The sequence below is a fragment of the Alginatibacterium sediminis genome (assembly GCF_003610775.1).
In the GTDB taxonomy this organism is placed as follows: domain Bacteria; phylum Pseudomonadota; class Gammaproteobacteria; order Enterobacterales; family Celerinatantimonadaceae; genus Alginatibacterium; species Alginatibacterium sediminis.
This window is the reverse complement of the sequence record NZ_RAQO01000009.1, coordinates 154,180-169,314: the sequence shown is the minus strand read 5'-3', so window position 1 is coordinate 169,314 and position 15,135 is coordinate 154,180. Positions and strand designations below refer to the sequence as shown.

The window sequence follows — 15,135 nt, the reverse complement described above, 5'->3', positions numbered from 1 at the left end:
AATGACGGCTTTAATTTGATTCAATAATCGATTTGCTTTAGGCAGGTGTTATGAAAAATGTAGTGAATGTCGATTGCTTAACTTCAGCGACTTACCCTAACGATAGCTTTCGAGTTGAGGTACTGCATAAGCCCTGCGATCCCGACTCTGTGCGTCGCATAATGCTGACAAACCCAACTCTTTCAGTTGAGATCCTACCGAGCAAAGGTATGAGCATTGGTGAAGCTTTCTATTTAGATAAACCCTTTTTCTGGATTCCCCCACAACCGTCACTGCTAGCGAAGGATAGCTTCGATATCAACGCGCCGTTTGTGGTGCGAGGTCAGGAAAATACAGGGCTACGATGGGTTGAAGCATTTACCGGAGGTGTAGAACTACTTGGATTAAGTAATTGGGGTTTACGTCGAGAAGAGAAAGGCGTGGTGTACGGGCTCCATGGCGAAGCATCCAATATTAGTGTTAACAGTTTTGATATCCTTTTTGAATCTGAGTTTGCGCAAGTCAAAGCTAGCTTTTTGGTGTTTGACTGGGATGAACAGGGCTATCCGGCAAAAAACCAAAAACCCATATACAGAGTAACTCGCAGGATCCGCATTCAAAAACACGGCAAAGCTTTAGAGCTTTTTGATGACATTGAAAATATAAGCACCCACCAGCGCGTTCCACAATGGGGCTATCACATCCAACTCAGACCTCAAGCTGGCGCTGAATTAATCAGCAACAGTGCCAATGTTGAGAACCGCAAAGACGAACCGCTGAGTGATACGTATAACGTATGGCAACCGGTACCTTACGGTGAAAACCGTATTGAAAAAGGCGCCATTCATCAAGGGCTAGCATGCGTCGAAATAAATGGCGTTGAGTGCGTTCGACCCTTTCTCAAATACCAAGACAACAGTGGCATTGTCATGCATTTACCTCGGTCGCCATTCTACCTTTCTTGGGTTAGTGCCGGTGGTGCTGGAACCGACGAGTTTTGTTACCCGGTAAACAAACTTGGCGAATACGAGCCCCTGTTAAAAAGAAGTTGGGATGGTATTTGACCTGAAATTGGCGTAGATGCACTTGATCATGACGGGCGCACCGATCCGAATGTCCCAGTTGTAAGTCTAGAACCCAATCAATCGATCCAACTGTACTTATGCTTCGAGTGGCATTCTGATTTAAGTAAACTCGACTAGCCCACTCTCCACTGATATTGAAGCTACCATACTCCACCGCTTACTTACCTAAGACCAAAAGCGTAGATGTTTTTAGTAAATTAAAGCCAGCGGTGAACGCATTCAATAGATTAGAGATGATAATGTCGAACCGGCATTAGTCGGTTATACCAATCCCATTATATTTTTGGTCTTTTACTTGTTGTACTAAAACGCTTAGCTTTAGGAAGAAGTCGCAGTTATTAGCGGTCTAATGACAAGAGTTATGACGACAAGATTGGTGTTTTAGTCAAACAATAGTGATCAATAAATTACTGTGATTGGTATTAATCTGCGGCGAATAAAGTATCATAAAAAAAGGCCGAGATTTAATGTCTCAGCCTTTTTTGTTTTCTAAAGAATCGCAGTCTAAGCCAAGTGCTTTTTAAAGAACTCCATGCTTCGACTCCACGCTAATTCGGCTTCTGTTTCGGCATAACGCCCGGTTGAATCATTATGGAAACCATGATTCACCTCGTCATATACAAACGCTTCGTAATCAGCATTGTTAGCTTTCAGCGCTGCCTCGTAGTCTGGCCAGGTTCCGTTAACTCGCTTGTCTAAGCCGGCAAATTGCAACATTAATGGGCCTTTCACCTGGGCCACAATTTCGCTCGAAGCTGGGGTTCCGTAAAAAGGTACGCCTGCGTCTAATTCATCTGGTATGGATGCGGCCAGCATGTTGATAACATAACCGCCATAACAAAATCCTACCGCACCTAATTTGCCAGTGCTTAGTTCGTGAGACTTAATAAACTTGGCAGCTGCAATAAAGTCTTCTTCAAGTTTGGCTTTATCCATACCTTTTTGCATGGCTCGGCCTTCATCGTCATTGCCAGGGTAGCCACCTAAGGGATACAAAGCATCAGGGGCGAACGCTATAAAACCTTGAGCGGCAACACGACGCGCTACATCTTTGATGTAAGGGTTTAGGCCACGATTCTCATGGACCACTAATACCACTGGCGCTGTCGTCGTCAGATCTTTAGGGAGAACGAGGTAGCCTTGGCATTCGCCATGGCCGTTTGGAGATTGAAATTTGGCATAACTAGCGACAATAGTAGGGTCGTTAAACGATACTTGCTCAGCAACTGCATAGTTGGGTGTTAAAGCGCTGGTGAGTACGCTCATACTAAAACCCATCGCCACTAGTCCTCCAAGTCGGGACATGAACTCACGGCGATTGATCAAGCCATGCGCGTATTCATCGTACCAATCAAATGCTTCTTGGGGGATTGGGCGCAGCTCAGTTTGTGTCGTATCTTGATGTGTTTCAATCGTCATTTTACTATCCTTATTGAACTAACTGGGAGTCTATAAACTATAGTCGTGCTCGTATCATTTAACTTGTTTTACCGGTGTTCTTTTCCAAAACTTACAAATCTACGTATCAAATTGGTTTTAAGATCGCATCAAATTCAATTTTTGTGAATGCGTCACTAACTTTCCCGGATAATTCAAATCCTTGTTTCGGAAAAGTTCCTGCAGCTTGAGGTTGGTAAGCAATTACCAAGTCTTCGCGAACACCAAAAACCGTATCTTGGTCCAAATAAGGGTCATCATTTGGAAACACTTCAGTCACCAAAGACTGATATCCAGGCATCGACACGATGTAGTGCAAATGCGAGGGACGCCAAGGGTGTCTGCCAGTTGCGTTAAGCAACACCCCTACCGGACCGTCGCTTGGCACCGTGTAAGATACCGGCCGAACGGTAGTGAATGAATAGCGGCCCTCTTGGTCAGTTGTAAACATCCCATGAAAACTATGAATATCCTGTTCTTCATCTTGAGATGAGTACAAACCGTTGGGAGCGGTCTGCCAAATATCAACGGTGGCTCCTGCAAGTGCTTTACCAGTCGTGTCTTTGACAAAACCTTCAACGAGAACCACCTCGCCATCATAGTCACGCTTAAAATCAGCGCCCAAGTCCATTGGTGGTGCGCCCGTTACATGGAAAGGGCCTAACACACTTGAACTGGTCGCATCGGGTGAACTATTAATCATGTCCACCAGCGATGAAATGCCGAGAACGTCAGACAACAAAACGAATTCGTTGCGCTCCGGTGTTGTAATGTCGCCAGTCCATTTGAGTAACTCAAGTGCTTTGCGCCATTCATCATGGGTTAATTTGGTCTCTTTAACAAAGTCGTGAAGATGCTTAGCCAGGCTACCCATCAATTCTTTGACTCGGGGGTCCGTTTCATCACCAAAATACCCGAGAAACGTATCACTTATATTGTCAGCTGTTACAGAACGCATGTGTCATCCTTTTTACAAAATACCGATACTTAATACCGGGTAACGAATCAAAGCTACGAGCACTACTAACATCACAAACGCGAACGGAAGAGCTCCCATAAATACATCTTTTAAACTAATTCGGTCATCATCCAGGCTTGCCTTTATCACAAAGCAACTGATCCCAAGCGGTGGTGTTAGCAGACCGATCTCAGCACCAACAACCGTGACGATACCAAACCAGACCAGGCTTAAGCCCAAGGGTTCGATGAGCGGTAGAAACAAGGGCACAACGATGAGTATGATTGACGCGGTATCAAGCAAGGTGCCTAAAAACAGCATTAAACACACGTAAATCAGCATGATGGTGTAAATACCCATCTGATTTTGTTCAAGTATCACGGCTAGCTCATTAGGCAAGCCAGCAAGTCCCAACATGCGGCTATAGATAGATGCTGCAGTAATCAAGAACAAAATGGCTGCGGTAATGTGGCCGGTTTCAATCAATGCTTCCCAAAAAACCTTTAAGGTCATTTTTTTACGCAGGACAGCAATCAACAAACCAAATGCAGCGCCAGCAGCGCCAGCTTCTACCGGTGTCATCCAACCGGTGTATATACCGCCAAGCACCACCACGATAAGACTAATCAGTGGCCCTGTTTTGCTGGCAATCTCTCGCAGCGACATCCATTCATATTCAGTTGATGTTCGCCCACCCATATATGCAGGGGCAACCTTACCCATAAACCAAATTGCAGCAATATACGCAACTGACAGTAGTAGTCCGGGAACAACACCAGCTAAAAACATATCGCCTACAGATTGCTCCGCGACGAAAGAATAGATAATCAGCATAGCCGAGGGCGGAATAATCATCCCTAATACTGAAGACCCTGCCACTACACCCACTGCGAAACGGGGACTATAACCATACTTCAACATTTGAGGCACGGAGACTTTTGCAAACACTGATGCGGAAGCAATCGAAGAGCCAGTTACCGCGGCAAATACGGCATTAGCACCGACCGTCGCCATTCCTATGCCACCTTTAACTTTGCGAAAACCTGAGTTCATGACTTCGTAGATATCAGAACCCATACCGGCTTTAGCGACAATCAGCCCCATAAAGGTAAACAGTGGCACCGTGGCAAAGGTGTACTCCATGACGCTGTCGCTCACCGCAATTTTAAGCAGATTCATTGACAGTTCGAAATTGTCCCGAAGCAACCAAATGGCCAACATTGAAACCATGCTCAATGCTATCGGGATATAAAGCCCCAAATACACCAGGACGATTATCGCAACAACTGAGGCTAAGCCTATTTCTATTGGACTCATGGCTTAGTCTCCGCTTTGCTATTGTTATCTTTCATCTCATTCATGCGGATTAAACTAATTCCGTTACTAGCTAAAATAACTTTGCAGATAAACAGTATCGAGCAAAGAACTGCACTCAAAAAAATGGTCAACTTAATCGGCCACCAAGGAGCAACAAATACGCCTGGCACGCCGAAATAGTCTTTTGTTTCATACATCTCGAGAAATTCGGGCCATATAGCGATAGCTATCATGACCATTAGGGTTGCAGATACAGCATCAATAAACCGTCGCAACCACATAGTCAGATTAGGGAAGCGCGGCTTCATTAATGCTAAAAATCCATCCGAACGAGTCAGCCGATTGACCCTAACAACATCAGGCAATTGCAAAAACACGATTAACACCATGGAAAACTGAACAACTTCCACAGCTCCCATAAAGGGTTTATTGAATGCCCCCCTTGCTATGACGTCATAGTCAACAACCATCACCAACACTAGAACCATTAAAGTTCCAAGTGTATTGGCAGCCATTGCTAAAGCATTTGCAGCGCGTGCAACTTGGCTAACCGCTCGAACGAACAGACTTTCCATTAACTCAACTCCGTTTCTATCCCTAGAAATACCAACTGAATATTTGGGCTACAAACCAGCAGTCCAATCGCGAGTCGGCACTGCTCCGGCAGCTTCAAGCTTCGCTATATAAGCTTTCAGCATCTCACTTCCGGGCTCTCCGGCTTTATCTAAAGTTTGTGCCCACTCAAGAGCAATGTTAGGCATAGAATCAGCCCACTGTTTTTTGTCTTCCGCACTCATCTCAACTATTGTGCCGCCCGCAGCAACATAGGCATCGCGACTTTCAGCAGCCCGCTCCATCGCTATATTTGCAACATGGTCCCTATACTCGAGCGCGACCTCTTGCAATACGTCTTTAACTTCGTCCGGCAATTTCTTCCAGAAGCTGGAATTAACCGTTACGGTTTTGCTGTTTACCGCACCAAAATCGGTTTCCAACATATAGGGACCAACTTCTGCAATTTTGAATGTTTTAGCGGCTTCTGGCCAAAGCATCGCGTGATCAACTAAGCCAGTGCTTAGCATATTGTAAAAATCGGTTAGTCCACCGCGTACTCCGGCAGCTCCGTCAATACCTTCGATATAGCGTAAGTTCATGCCGGCGCCGGCAACTTTGCTTCCTTCCAGATCAGCAGCTCGATTCACTTGCTTTTTGCTATACAGTTGGTAGGTATTGAGTACCACTCCAGTGGCTAAATACACTTGCTTTTGTTTAGCAAACTCTTTTTGCATCGTTGGAAATTCTTTGGCGATTTCATCCACAGCTTTCGCAACTACGCGCGCATCATCAGAAATAAATGGAGTAACAGCAGCCAAAGCCTGGCTAGGTAATTTAGAGCTATGGAAAATGGTTGTGACAATGCCTATATCACCCAGTCCGAGTTTAACCCCTTCCAAAACACCTTTAGGTTTCACGATACTTCCACCGTAAGATTCTTGCCATTGCATCTCATAATTCCCGGTACTAGCGAGGCGTTTTTCCACTTCAGGAATAAAGAAATTGCTAAACTCATGTACCCACATTGATTTTTCAGGGTAACCATCAATTACGACTGCTTTAATTGTTTGCGCAGCGGTAGCCGGCATGGCAGTCATTACACAAAGTGCAATTCCGATACTGGTTTTCTTAAACTGAATCATTGCTTTGTTCATTACAATTGTCCCTTTCTTTAGTTTTTCACACGGATGCAAACGCGTGAATTAATCCCAAATCGAACCAACCGCTTTGAGGCCCTATTTGGCTCTATCCTTACTTGGTTTTGGTTTACAAAAATGTACAAACTTCTTCAAATTCAAATCTTGGTAATTTTTGAAACAAAGCACTTTCATCCGCATAACCCAAATTGCACAAGAAGTTAGAACGCAGTGTTGTTCCTTCGAAAAAAGTCTTATCAACAATAGGATTAGAAAAACCGGACATTGGTCCAACATCTAAGCCTAGAGCTCGAGCTGCGATCATTAGATAGGCTCCTTGCAAGGTGCCATTTAGAAATGCAGTACGCTCGATATATTCGTCCTTACCTTCAAATAAGGGACGTCTATCTTCATGAGGGAATAAAAAAGGGAGGTGCTGCCAAAATTCTAGATCGTGAGCAATAATCGCCGTAATTGGCGCTGAACGCATTTTATCGATATTTTTGTCTTTGAGCGATAACGCTAGCTTATCCTTGCCCTCTTGAGATCTTACGAAATAGAAGCGAGCTGGAGAGCAATTCATACTCGTTGCTCCATTGGCGACGATTGCATAAAGTTCTTTTAAGAGTGACTCTGGGACTGGACGGTCTTGCCACGCATAGTGGGAACGAGCGTCATTGAGTATGACGTCTATTGAATCCTTATCTAAGCGAGGCTGGCGTTTGCGTAACTCTCTTACTCGATGTTGAGCATCTGCTTTCAGTTCTTCTAGGTTCATAATTCAAAATCCAATTATTGCTGACGTATAACGTCAATTTAGCATTTGATTGTGGTTAGATTCTCGCGGCCCAAATGTAACCAATATGTTACCCACCATTCAAAGTCGAGCTTTAGGCTACCAAAAACTTAACACTTGCATAACTTTTAGCGATGTTTTAGTGTTATGTCAAATAATATCGATATTTATTTTTAACATTTGTGTTACAAGGAACATAAAATGATTGCATGGAATAACTATAAAGATGAAGCAAAACAGCGAGGTTCTCTCGCAATGGAAGTTTATGTTATCGAAAGCCGCCCCAGCGGCGACGTAGACGCAGTTAAACAGCACTTACCTGCTCACCTTGCCTACCAAGCAAAACTAGAATCCAGCGGCCAGCTTATGTTCGCGGGACCACTTTCAAGTGATTGTGGAGAATGGATGGAAGGAACGGGTATGATTCTTTATCGCGCTAAAAGTCTTGGAGCTGCAACAGAATTAGCTCAACAAGATCCGATGCATATTAATGGTGCGCGTAGCTTTACCATTCGTCGTTGGTTGATTAACGAAGGTAGCTTACAGATTGACATTAAATTATCTGAGCAAAAAATAAGCCTAGACCCTACACAGTAAAAACAAGAGGTTCGTATGCCTAACTGGATGAATATCATCGAAGATCTGGTTGACCGCGTTACTGATATCGGAAGTACCATGATATCAAGCAACTCGGAACAGACATTAGAAGAAAAATGTACGCGTTTGCTAAAGAATTCCGGAGAGGCAACCAGCCTCGCACTGTCTAGAGAAATTCTTGATGATTACAAAGGCTTAGAAGACGATGATAAGTTGGCATTTTTCCAAACGCTATTTTCTCAATTTGGCGTAGATGAGACATCTTTAGACGAAGCAATTACCAATTGGAAACTTAAACCGTCCGAGCACTTAGCTCGTCGGCTCCACTTTGCTACAGAGCCGAAATCCCAGGACCTCATTCGTCAGCTGAATCGAGCTCCAGGTGGAACAGCCTCACTGGTTCGAATGCGACACGATCTACTCAGGCTAGGTAAAGGAAGTTCAGAGCTTAAATCTCTAGATTCCGATTTAAGCCATTTATTCAGCTCTTGGTTTAACCGAGGTTTTTTGCGGCTTGAAGTCATAAACTGGTCTACGTCGGCTCAAATATTGGAAAAAATCATCGCTTATGAAGCTGTTCATGAAATCCAAGGCTGGGATGACTTACGCCGCCGAGTCGCAGAGAAAGATCGACGCTTGTATGCGTTTTTCCATGCATCTCTACCTTTTGAACCCCTAATTTTTGTCGAAGTTGCGCTGACCCAAGAAACCCCTAGAACTATTGACGATATTTTGGCAGCGGACAGGGAAACTCTCGAACCCCATGAGGTTTCTACTGCGGTGTTTTACTCCATTTCGAACTGCCAAGCAGGACTAAGAGGGATATCCTTTGGTAATTTCCTTATCAAGCAGGTCGTCGAAGAACTCAAGCGCGAGTTACCTAATTTGAAACGGTTTATTACTATGTCACCGGTCCCAGGGCTTCGTAAATGGAGTGAATCTCACCTGCCTCTCGATAACGAGCAACTATTGTGTGAAGCTATTGCGCAACAAGGTGAACTGTTGAGTAAAGAATTCGTTGAACAATACAGCCCCGAACTTAACCGCTTAGCAACCCACTACTTATTAGAAGCAAAACGTTCCGATGGTGGCCCGGTTGATCCTGTTTCTCGATTCCATTTAGGCAATGGTGCTCACCTAGAAAGAATTCATTTGTGGGCGAATCGCTCCCAGCGTGGGATGTCTGATTCCTACGGAATAATGGTTAACTATGAATACGACCTTCCGTCTATAGAACGAAATCATGAATCATTTTTGTCAGATGGGACTATTAAAACATCGGCTCAAATTAAAAAACTTCATCGTAAAAAAGCATAGGGAAATACATCATGTACAACACAAATTTTCTAGCCTCTGTATTGCGAAAGGCAAGCATCGGCCATGATCAATCGCTGTTCGCAAATGACGTTGACCACAGCACAAATATTTCCTATGGAACACTATTTAAAAACGCTGAAGTCATTGCAAGTGTATTACAAGCAAATGGTTTGAAACCTGGTGACAGGGTAGCGGTCCAAATTGGCAAATCAATCACCGGTGTTGAACTATATCTAGCGACTATTTTAGCTGGTGGGGTGTTCCTCCCACTCAATACAGACTACACAGCGAACGAAATAGAATACTTTTTAGCTGACGCCTCTCCTCGTATTTTCGTTTGCAGCCCAGACCGTGTCCAAGGGTTTGAAGGCATTGCCAAACAAGCAGGCGTTAGCAATTTACTATCGCTATCGAATGACGGACTTCAGGGTAGTCTATGCGAACAAATGCTTCACACTACTCAGCCGTATACGAGTGTCGAAAGAAGCGCCGATGATTTAGCAGCTATTCTATATACATCAGGCACTACGGGTCGCTCTAAAGGGGCAATGCTGTCCCACGGAGCGCTGGCTGCGAATGCTTTGACCTTAGCAGATTATTGGCAATTTACTCGCGATGATCGCCTTATTCATGCATTACCAATTTTCCATATTCACGGACTATTTGTTGCTATTAATATTACGCTTTGCGCAGGTTCTAGCCTTAATTTCATGTCCAAATTTAATGCGGAACAGATTATAGCTCTGTTTAACTCGTCTAGCGTACTGATGGGGGTTCCAACCTTTTATGTGCGACTGCTAAAACAAGCTCAGTTATCCAAACAAACCGTTTCTAACATGCGTCTGTTTGTTTCCGGTTCAGCTCCCTTATTAAGCGAAACACATAGTGCATGGAGCGACAAAACAGGACTCGACATCTTGGAGCGCTATGGGATGACTGAAACTAACATGAACACCTCCAACCCCTATGAGGGTTTGCGAAAACCCGGTACCGTAGGCTTTGCACTGCCCGGAGTTGAAGTGAAGATCTGCAATCCCGATACCGGGCAGGAGCTTAATGACGGAGAAATCGGGCAAATTGAAGTTAAAGGACCTAATTTGTTTTCGGGTTACTGGAAAATGCCAGAAAAAACAGCTGAAGAGCTTAGATCTACAGGATGGTTTTTAACCGGCGATTTAGGAACTCGCGATGAGCAAGGTTACATTTCTATTGTCGGGAGATCCAAAGATCTGATTATTTCTGGTGGCTACAACGTTTATCCGAAAGAAATTGAGAGTGTTATTGACGATATTTCCGGTGTGGATGAATCCGCGGTTATCGGTATTCCTCACCCTGATTTTGGTGAAGCTGTCGTCGCCGTTGTAGTCGCAGAGAACCAAGCACAACAACATGAACTGCAGGATTCAATTACGCAAAGTGTTGCCGATAGTTTAGCGAGGTTCAAACGTCCCAAACAGCTGCACTTTGTGAACGAACTACCCAGAAATACCATGGGCAAAGTTCAAAAAGCCCAACTTAGGGAACAGTTTCAGGATCTATTTAAGACTTAAGCTATATTCGAAGTTGCTGATTATCAATGAGCTAACTAGAATACTGCCTCTTTAATCGTATTTAGACCTTTTTGAAGTAGTTATTGGCGTCAATGGAATGATACGTTACATACACATAAACGGTGGCAAGCTCCGGCATTGCTTTTAAACTTATGAATAGTAGAGACCCAGATATGAAAGAGGATCCCGCTGCCCAAAACGGCAAAACTGCGATCAATCGAGTCTATCATCAGCTGCGAACCAAAATTCTCAAGTGTGAGTTGTCACCTGGAGAAAAGCTGAAAATTGAATCACTTAAGACTTTACTGAATATAGGCGCGTCACCGATCCGCGAAGCCTTAAGCTTACTAACTTCTGATGGATTAGTAGACAGAATTGATCAACGTGGGTTTCGGGTTTCCTTATTAAGTGAGTCAAATTTCAATGAAGTATTAATGCTACGTTGCGAGCTCGATGTACTAGCCTTACGAAAAAGTATTGAGCTGGGTGATAGCAACTGGGAGGAACAGCTAGTCATTCTGCATCACCGCCTATCGCGAGCGAATATCGATGACTTCGAATCTTGGGAGTCACAGCATAAAGCTTTTCATATGGCGCTTATAGGTGAGTGCCAAAGTCCGATATTACTTGGGTATTCAGAGCAGCTTTATGATCAGAATATTCGCTACCGATTCTTAGCCGAAAAAACCATTGATTATAAAAAACGTAATATCTCGGATGAGCACACTCAAATACTAAATGCCACTATTGAGCGCAATGCTGACAAAGCAGCGACGTTGTTGGTCAACCATTACAACTCGACCGGCGGTTTTTTGTCAAAGTTACTCGAGAAAAACAACCTAAATTTATAGTAACAATACCAACAGACAAAGCCTGAAATAATGACTGCGCTGCTATCTATAAGCTGGCTTGCGACCAGTTTTCATCGGGCTGCTCAGGATGAGCTAAGTATCCGGTTTCGAGCACAGCTTGAATAGCGCAGTATTCGTCTCTATTTGAAGCATCACCGCTCACACCAACAGCCCCGACAACTTCGTTATTTGATTTACAAATGAGTACACCGCCCGGTACAGGTATAAACCGGCCATTAGACACCGATGCCAACGCGGCTTGAAATGAAGGTCGGTCAGCCAAACGATCGCGAATTGTACGTGTTGAAATCCCCATACCCAAGGCGCCCCAAGCTTTTCCAATTGCAATATCACTGCGCATAATTCCGCAACCATCTTCACGCTTCAAAGCAATAAGGTTTCCACCCATATCGAGTACCGCGACCGTCAGCGGCAACATCTCATTGCTGCGACCTAATTGCAGTGCTTTCTCAATTATTTTATCGGCATCGGCTAGCGGAAGCGGAACAACTAAAGATTTTATATAGTAATCAGACACGAGGCACACTCTGTTTCTATGGTCTATGAACCTCATATTACACACTTAAAGTCGATCTCGCACCTTTGAAATTAAAAATAACGATATTTTAACTTAACACTAGAAATAATCTTTTTTTTGAGCTAAGTTTAGTTTTAACAAATCATTAACGTGGAAATGGATGTCATATGAGAATTGTCTCGTTTGAAACAGCCGGGGAAGAACGTATCGGAATCAAAGCCGATGACTATGTCATTGACTTAAGTATCGCAGCCCCAGAATTGCCTACAACTTTACTCGAACTGTTAGAACTCGACAGTGACTTAAATAGATTACTCGATGGGGTAGCCGCTAACGCTGCGATTGAATCACGCATTGCAATTGAGCAACTAAACTATCGACCTGTTATCGCAAAGCCAGGAAAGATAATCTGTATCGGTCGAAACTACGCCGCCCACGCTGTCGAAGGTGGCGTTGCCCCACCCGAATATCCAGAAATTTTCCTACGCTGTTCAGATTCACTCATAGGCCACCAAAGTCCAATTTTAAGACCGAAGAATTCCAGTAAACTCGATTATGAAGGCGAAATAGCTGCGGTTATTGGTAAAACAGCGCGCCATATAAAAGCTGAGCATGGTTTAGATTACGTTGCCGGATATTCACTTTTCAATGATGCAACACTTAGAGATTATCAACGCAAGAGCTCACAATGGACGATTGGTAAAAACTTTGACGATACTGGCGCATTTGGACCTGAGTTTGTCAGTGCCGATGAGCTTCCACCTGGAATGCATGCCGTGGAGTTGCAAACTCGCCTTAATGGCGAAGTGATGCAAAACGCTAGTACTGCGGATTTTATTTTTCCAATGGCTAAGCTGATAGAAATACTCAGTGAATGCCTCACTTTACGCCCAGGAGACGTGATCATTACCGGCACACCAGCTGGGGTTGGATATGTCAGAAAACCACCTGTGTTCATGAAGCCAGGAGACATCATTGAGATAGAGGCGGCAGGTTTAGGAACGCTACGCAACACCATTGAAGATGAACAATAAGCACTCATTTGATAGCTGTGACAAATATGCATCGCCCTTGCGCGTGTAAATAAATAGAGTTAGCACTCGGTGTAAAGGACTACCAACGATGAGCCAGCGGACATTCTCAAACATTATTGCGGCAACAATCCCATTGCTAAGCATTATGTGGGCCTTACAACTGCCAATTGTGTTTGGACTAGAGATCGCAAGGGTTCAGTTTTTAGCCGTATTATTAGGCTTTGGGTGCTCTCTTGTTTATTTAACCCGCAGTGCGGAAACATCAATTCATAAGTATTTATTCTACCTACTCGCAGGCTTAGCGTTTGCTATCTTTGGCTGGATTAGTATTCACTATCAGCGCTTTCAGATGGACTTTCCTTACCTGACAGTTGAGATGCAAATACTGGGAAGCATGGCCGCTCTTTTGGTCTTAGATGCAATCCGTCGTACTACGGGCTGGGTACTCATTTCGGTAATTGCTATATTTTTCGCTTATGCGCTCTTTGGTGAGTTCATTCCGGACCCCTTAACGGGTACCAATAGTAGTTGGCAAGAAATTGCTGTTTATTTAGCCTTTGACCCGAATGCTATTTTGGGCACTCCACTGGCAGTTATTGCAAGTATTGTTGTCGTATTTATATTTTTTGGGAAGCTTCTAGTTTTAACCGGCTGCGGCGAATTTTTTATCGATTTAGCAATGGCTGCGATGGGAAAAAAGCGCGGTAGCGCCGCAAAAACATCAATTGTCGGTTCGGCACTATTTGGCTCTATCTCAGGTAGCGCTGTTTCCAACGTTGTTACAACCGGAGTTATGACTATACCTTTGATGCGTCGCTCCGGGTACAGCGGAGTGCAATCAGGCGCTATTGAAGCAATTGCTTCAACTGGTGGTCAACTGATGCCGCCGATTATGGGCGCAGCAGCGTTTTTGATGGCGCAAACCCTCGAAATTCCGTATAGCGAAGTGGTCCTTGCGGCGCTCATTCCGGCTCTTCTTTACTATATATCACTCTTTATACAAGTAGATTTAATCGCCGCAAGAGACAATATAGTACCTTCGCAAAGCATCCTAAAGTCAGTCTCTGAAGTTCTCAAAGAAGGATGGCATTTTGCGATTCCCTTTATTGTACTAATGTATGCCATGTTCATAAACAATGCTTCCGCACAACTGGCCGCACTTTATGGTTCTATTTCAATTGTGATTCTAGGCTCTTTACGAAGCTATCAAGGTCACAGACTTGAGTTAAAAAAACTAATCGAGTCATTCCCTGAGACAGGCATAGCGGTTAAAGACTTAATCATGATTGTCGCCGGAGCGGGTATCGTAATTGGCTTACTAAACATTTCATCGGGTGGGTTTGCTCTTACTTTAACCCTTGTACAGCTTGGAGCCAGTCACATCTCAATCTTGTTATTGGTTTCTGCCGCGGTCTGTATTTTGCTAGGAATGGGAATGCCAACCACAGGTGTCTATGTGCTTTTGGCCGCACTTGTTGCTCCAGCATTAATCGAAACCGGGATTGAGCCCTTAGCTGCGCACATGTTTATCCTATACTTTGGAATGATGTCGATGATAACTCCGCCGATTGCGCTAGCAGCGTTTTCAGCGGCGACCATCACCGAATCTAAACCGATGAAAACCGGTTTTGAAGCGATGAAACTCGGCTGGTTAGCCTATGTCGTGCCCCTGATGTTTATTTTTACCCCTGCATTAACGATGAACTCTAATCCAGTTGATATTGTACTGACCTTCGCGCTAAGCATCTTTGGTGTACTTTTAATCAGCGTTGCAGTCGTTGGTTACTTTAGTAAATCTTTATCACTTGCACAGCGATTGTTATTTCTACTTTTGGGCATCTTGATAATCATGCCACGCAGCTGGATCGATCTAAATTTCCTACCATCAATTGTAGCGCTTGCCATCGGCGCATTGTTGCTCTTTAGACTTTATAAATCATCACCCACAAAAAACGTAGCTATCTAAACTAGTAAAGAAGAGGGAA

At 44.0% G+C, this 15,135-nt stretch carries 14 protein-coding genes; 7 read left to right on the top strand and 7 right to left on the bottom strand.

Annotation, left to right across the window (positions count from 1 at the left end; translation table 11 throughout):
- Nucleotides 1–50 precede the first annotated feature (50 nt).
- Nucleotides 51–1,043, top strand: coding sequence for a DUF4432 family protein (locus tag DBZ36_RS17085; RefSeq protein WP_120356180.1), 993 nt, complete (start codon nucleotides 51–53; stop codon nucleotides 1,041–1,043).
- 525 nt (nucleotides 1,044–1,568) lie between these two features.
- Here DBZ36_RS17085 and DBZ36_RS17080 read toward each other — a convergent pair.
- From DBZ36_RS17080 to DBZ36_RS17055, 6 genes are all read right to left on the bottom strand, one after another.
- Entirely contained in the window at nucleotides 1,569–2,483 is a 915-nt protein-coding gene (locus DBZ36_RS17080; protein WP_120356179.1) for a dienelactone hydrolase family protein, read from the bottom strand.
- Between the two features lie 106 nt (nucleotides 2,484–2,589).
- Complete coding sequence (locus DBZ36_RS17075; RefSeq protein WP_120356178.1) at nucleotides 2,590–3,459, bottom strand: dioxygenase family protein; 870 nt, start codon at nucleotides 3,457–3,459, stop codon at nucleotides 2,590–2,592.
- Nucleotides 3,460–3,471: 12 nt separating this feature from the next.
- A complete protein-coding gene (locus tag DBZ36_RS17070; protein WP_120356177.1) occupies nucleotides 3,472–4,776 on the bottom strand; it encodes a TRAP transporter large permease in 1,305 nt (434 codons plus the stop codon).
- Entirely contained in the window at nucleotides 4,773–5,351 is a 579-nt protein-coding gene (locus tag DBZ36_RS17065; RefSeq protein ID WP_120356176.1) for a TRAP transporter small permease subunit, read from the bottom strand. The genes DBZ36_RS17070 and DBZ36_RS17065 overlap by 4 nt, the downstream gene beginning before the upstream one ends.
- Before the next feature lie 48 nt (nucleotides 5,352–5,399).
- Entirely contained in the window at nucleotides 5,400–6,485 is a 1,086-nt protein-coding gene (locus DBZ36_RS17060; RefSeq protein WP_199711913.1) for a C4-dicarboxylate TRAP transporter substrate-binding protein, read from the bottom strand.
- 112 nt (nucleotides 6,486–6,597) lie between these two features.
- Nucleotides 6,598–7,245, bottom strand: coding sequence for a malonic semialdehyde reductase (locus DBZ36_RS17055; RefSeq protein ID WP_120356175.1), 648 nt, complete (start codon nucleotides 7,243–7,245; stop codon nucleotides 6,598–6,600).
- A gap of 219 nt (nucleotides 7,246–7,464) precedes the next feature.
- Between DBZ36_RS17055 and DBZ36_RS17050 the strand changes: the two genes are divergently transcribed.
- From DBZ36_RS17050 to DBZ36_RS17035, 4 genes are all read left to right on the top strand, one after another.
- Complete coding sequence (locus tag DBZ36_RS17050; protein ID WP_120356174.1) at nucleotides 7,465–7,860, top strand: YciI family protein; 396 nt, start codon at nucleotides 7,465–7,467, stop codon at nucleotides 7,858–7,860.
- A 15-nt stretch (nucleotides 7,861–7,875) separates the two neighbouring features.
- Nucleotides 7,876–9,177 carry a malonyl-CoA decarboxylase gene (locus DBZ36_RS17045; RefSeq protein ID WP_120356173.1) on the top strand — a complete coding sequence of 434 codons (1,302 nt, stop codon included), beginning with the start codon at nucleotides 7,876–7,878 and terminating at the stop codon, nucleotides 9,175–9,177.
- An 11-nt stretch (nucleotides 9,178–9,188) separates the two neighbouring features.
- A complete protein-coding gene (locus DBZ36_RS17040) occupies nucleotides 9,189–10,727 on the top strand; it encodes an AMP-binding protein (RefSeq protein ID WP_120356172.1) in 1,539 nt (512 codons plus the stop codon).
- 173 nt (nucleotides 10,728–10,900) lie between these two features.
- Nucleotides 10,901–11,578: a GntR family transcriptional regulator gene (locus tag DBZ36_RS17035; protein ID WP_120356374.1), complete on the top strand. Its 678-nt coding sequence runs from the start codon at nucleotides 10,901–10,903 to the stop codon at nucleotides 11,576–11,578.
- A 46-nt stretch (nucleotides 11,579–11,624) separates the two neighbouring features.
- Here the strand turns inward: DBZ36_RS17035 and DBZ36_RS17030 are convergent, their stop codons facing one another.
- Nucleotides 11,625–12,116 (bottom strand): GlcG/HbpS family heme-binding protein, encoded by a 492-nt coding sequence (locus DBZ36_RS17030; protein ID WP_199711912.1) that lies wholly within the window; start codon nucleotides 12,114–12,116, stop codon nucleotides 11,625–11,627.
- 167 nt (nucleotides 12,117–12,283) lie between these two features.
- Between DBZ36_RS17030 and DBZ36_RS17025 the strand changes: the two genes are divergently transcribed.
- Together DBZ36_RS17025 and DBZ36_RS17020 are read left to right on the top strand one after the other, a co-directional pair.
- Nucleotides 12,284–13,150, top strand: coding sequence for a fumarylacetoacetate hydrolase family protein (locus DBZ36_RS17025; protein WP_120356170.1), 867 nt, complete (start codon nucleotides 12,284–12,286; stop codon nucleotides 13,148–13,150).
- A gap of 88 nt (nucleotides 13,151–13,238) precedes the next feature.
- On the top strand, nucleotides 13,239–15,116 hold the full coding sequence (locus DBZ36_RS17020) for a TRAP transporter permease (protein WP_120356169.1): 1,878 nt from the start codon (nucleotides 13,239–13,241) through the stop codon (nucleotides 15,114–15,116).
- Nucleotides 15,117–15,135: the final 19 nt, after the last annotated feature.

Bases quoted from the DNA above. Each gene is read 5' to 3' on its own strand.
- DBZ36_RS17075 (WP_120356178.1), bottom strand. From the start codon at position 3,459: ATGCGTTCTGTAACAGCTGACAATATAAGTGATACGTTTCTCGGGTAT.
- DBZ36_RS17060 (WP_199711913.1), bottom strand. From the start codon at position 6,485: ATGAACAAAGCAATGATTCAGTTTAAGAAAACCAGTATCGGAATTGCA.
- DBZ36_RS17040 (WP_120356172.1), top strand. From the start codon at position 9,189: ATGTACAACACAAATTTTCTAGCCTCTGTATTGCGAAAGGCAAGCATC.
- DBZ36_RS17055 (WP_120356175.1), bottom strand. From the start codon at position 7,245: ATGAACCTAGAAGAACTGAAAGCAGATGCTCAACATCGAGTAAGAGAG.
- DBZ36_RS17050 (WP_120356174.1), top strand. From the start codon at position 7,465: ATGATTGCATGGAATAACTATAAAGATGAAGCAAAACAGCGAGGTTCT.
- DBZ36_RS17085 (WP_120356180.1), top strand. From the start codon at position 51: ATGAAAAATGTAGTGAATGTCGATTGCTTAACTTCAGCGACTTACCCT.
- DBZ36_RS17065 (WP_120356176.1), bottom strand. From the start codon at position 5,351: ATGGAAAGTCTGTTCGTTCGAGCGGTTAGCCAAGTTGCACGCGCTGCA.
- DBZ36_RS17025 (WP_120356170.1), top strand. From the start codon at position 12,284: ATGAGAATTGTCTCGTTTGAAACAGCCGGGGAAGAACGTATCGGAATC.
- DBZ36_RS17070 (WP_120356177.1), bottom strand. From the start codon at position 4,776: ATGAGTCCAATAGAAATAGGCTTAGCCTCAGTTGTTGCGATAATCGTC.
- DBZ36_RS17020 (WP_120356169.1), top strand. From the start codon at position 13,239: ATGAGCCAGCGGACATTCTCAAACATTATTGCGGCAACAATCCCATTG.
- DBZ36_RS17080 (WP_120356179.1), bottom strand. From the start codon at position 2,483: ATGACGATTGAAACACATCAAGATACGACACAAACTGAGCTGCGCCCA.
- DBZ36_RS17045 (WP_120356173.1), top strand. From the start codon at position 7,876: ATGCCTAACTGGATGAATATCATCGAAGATCTGGTTGACCGCGTTACT.
- DBZ36_RS17035 (WP_120356374.1), top strand. From the start codon at position 10,901: ATGAAAGAGGATCCCGCTGCCCAAAACGGCAAAACTGCGATCAATCGA.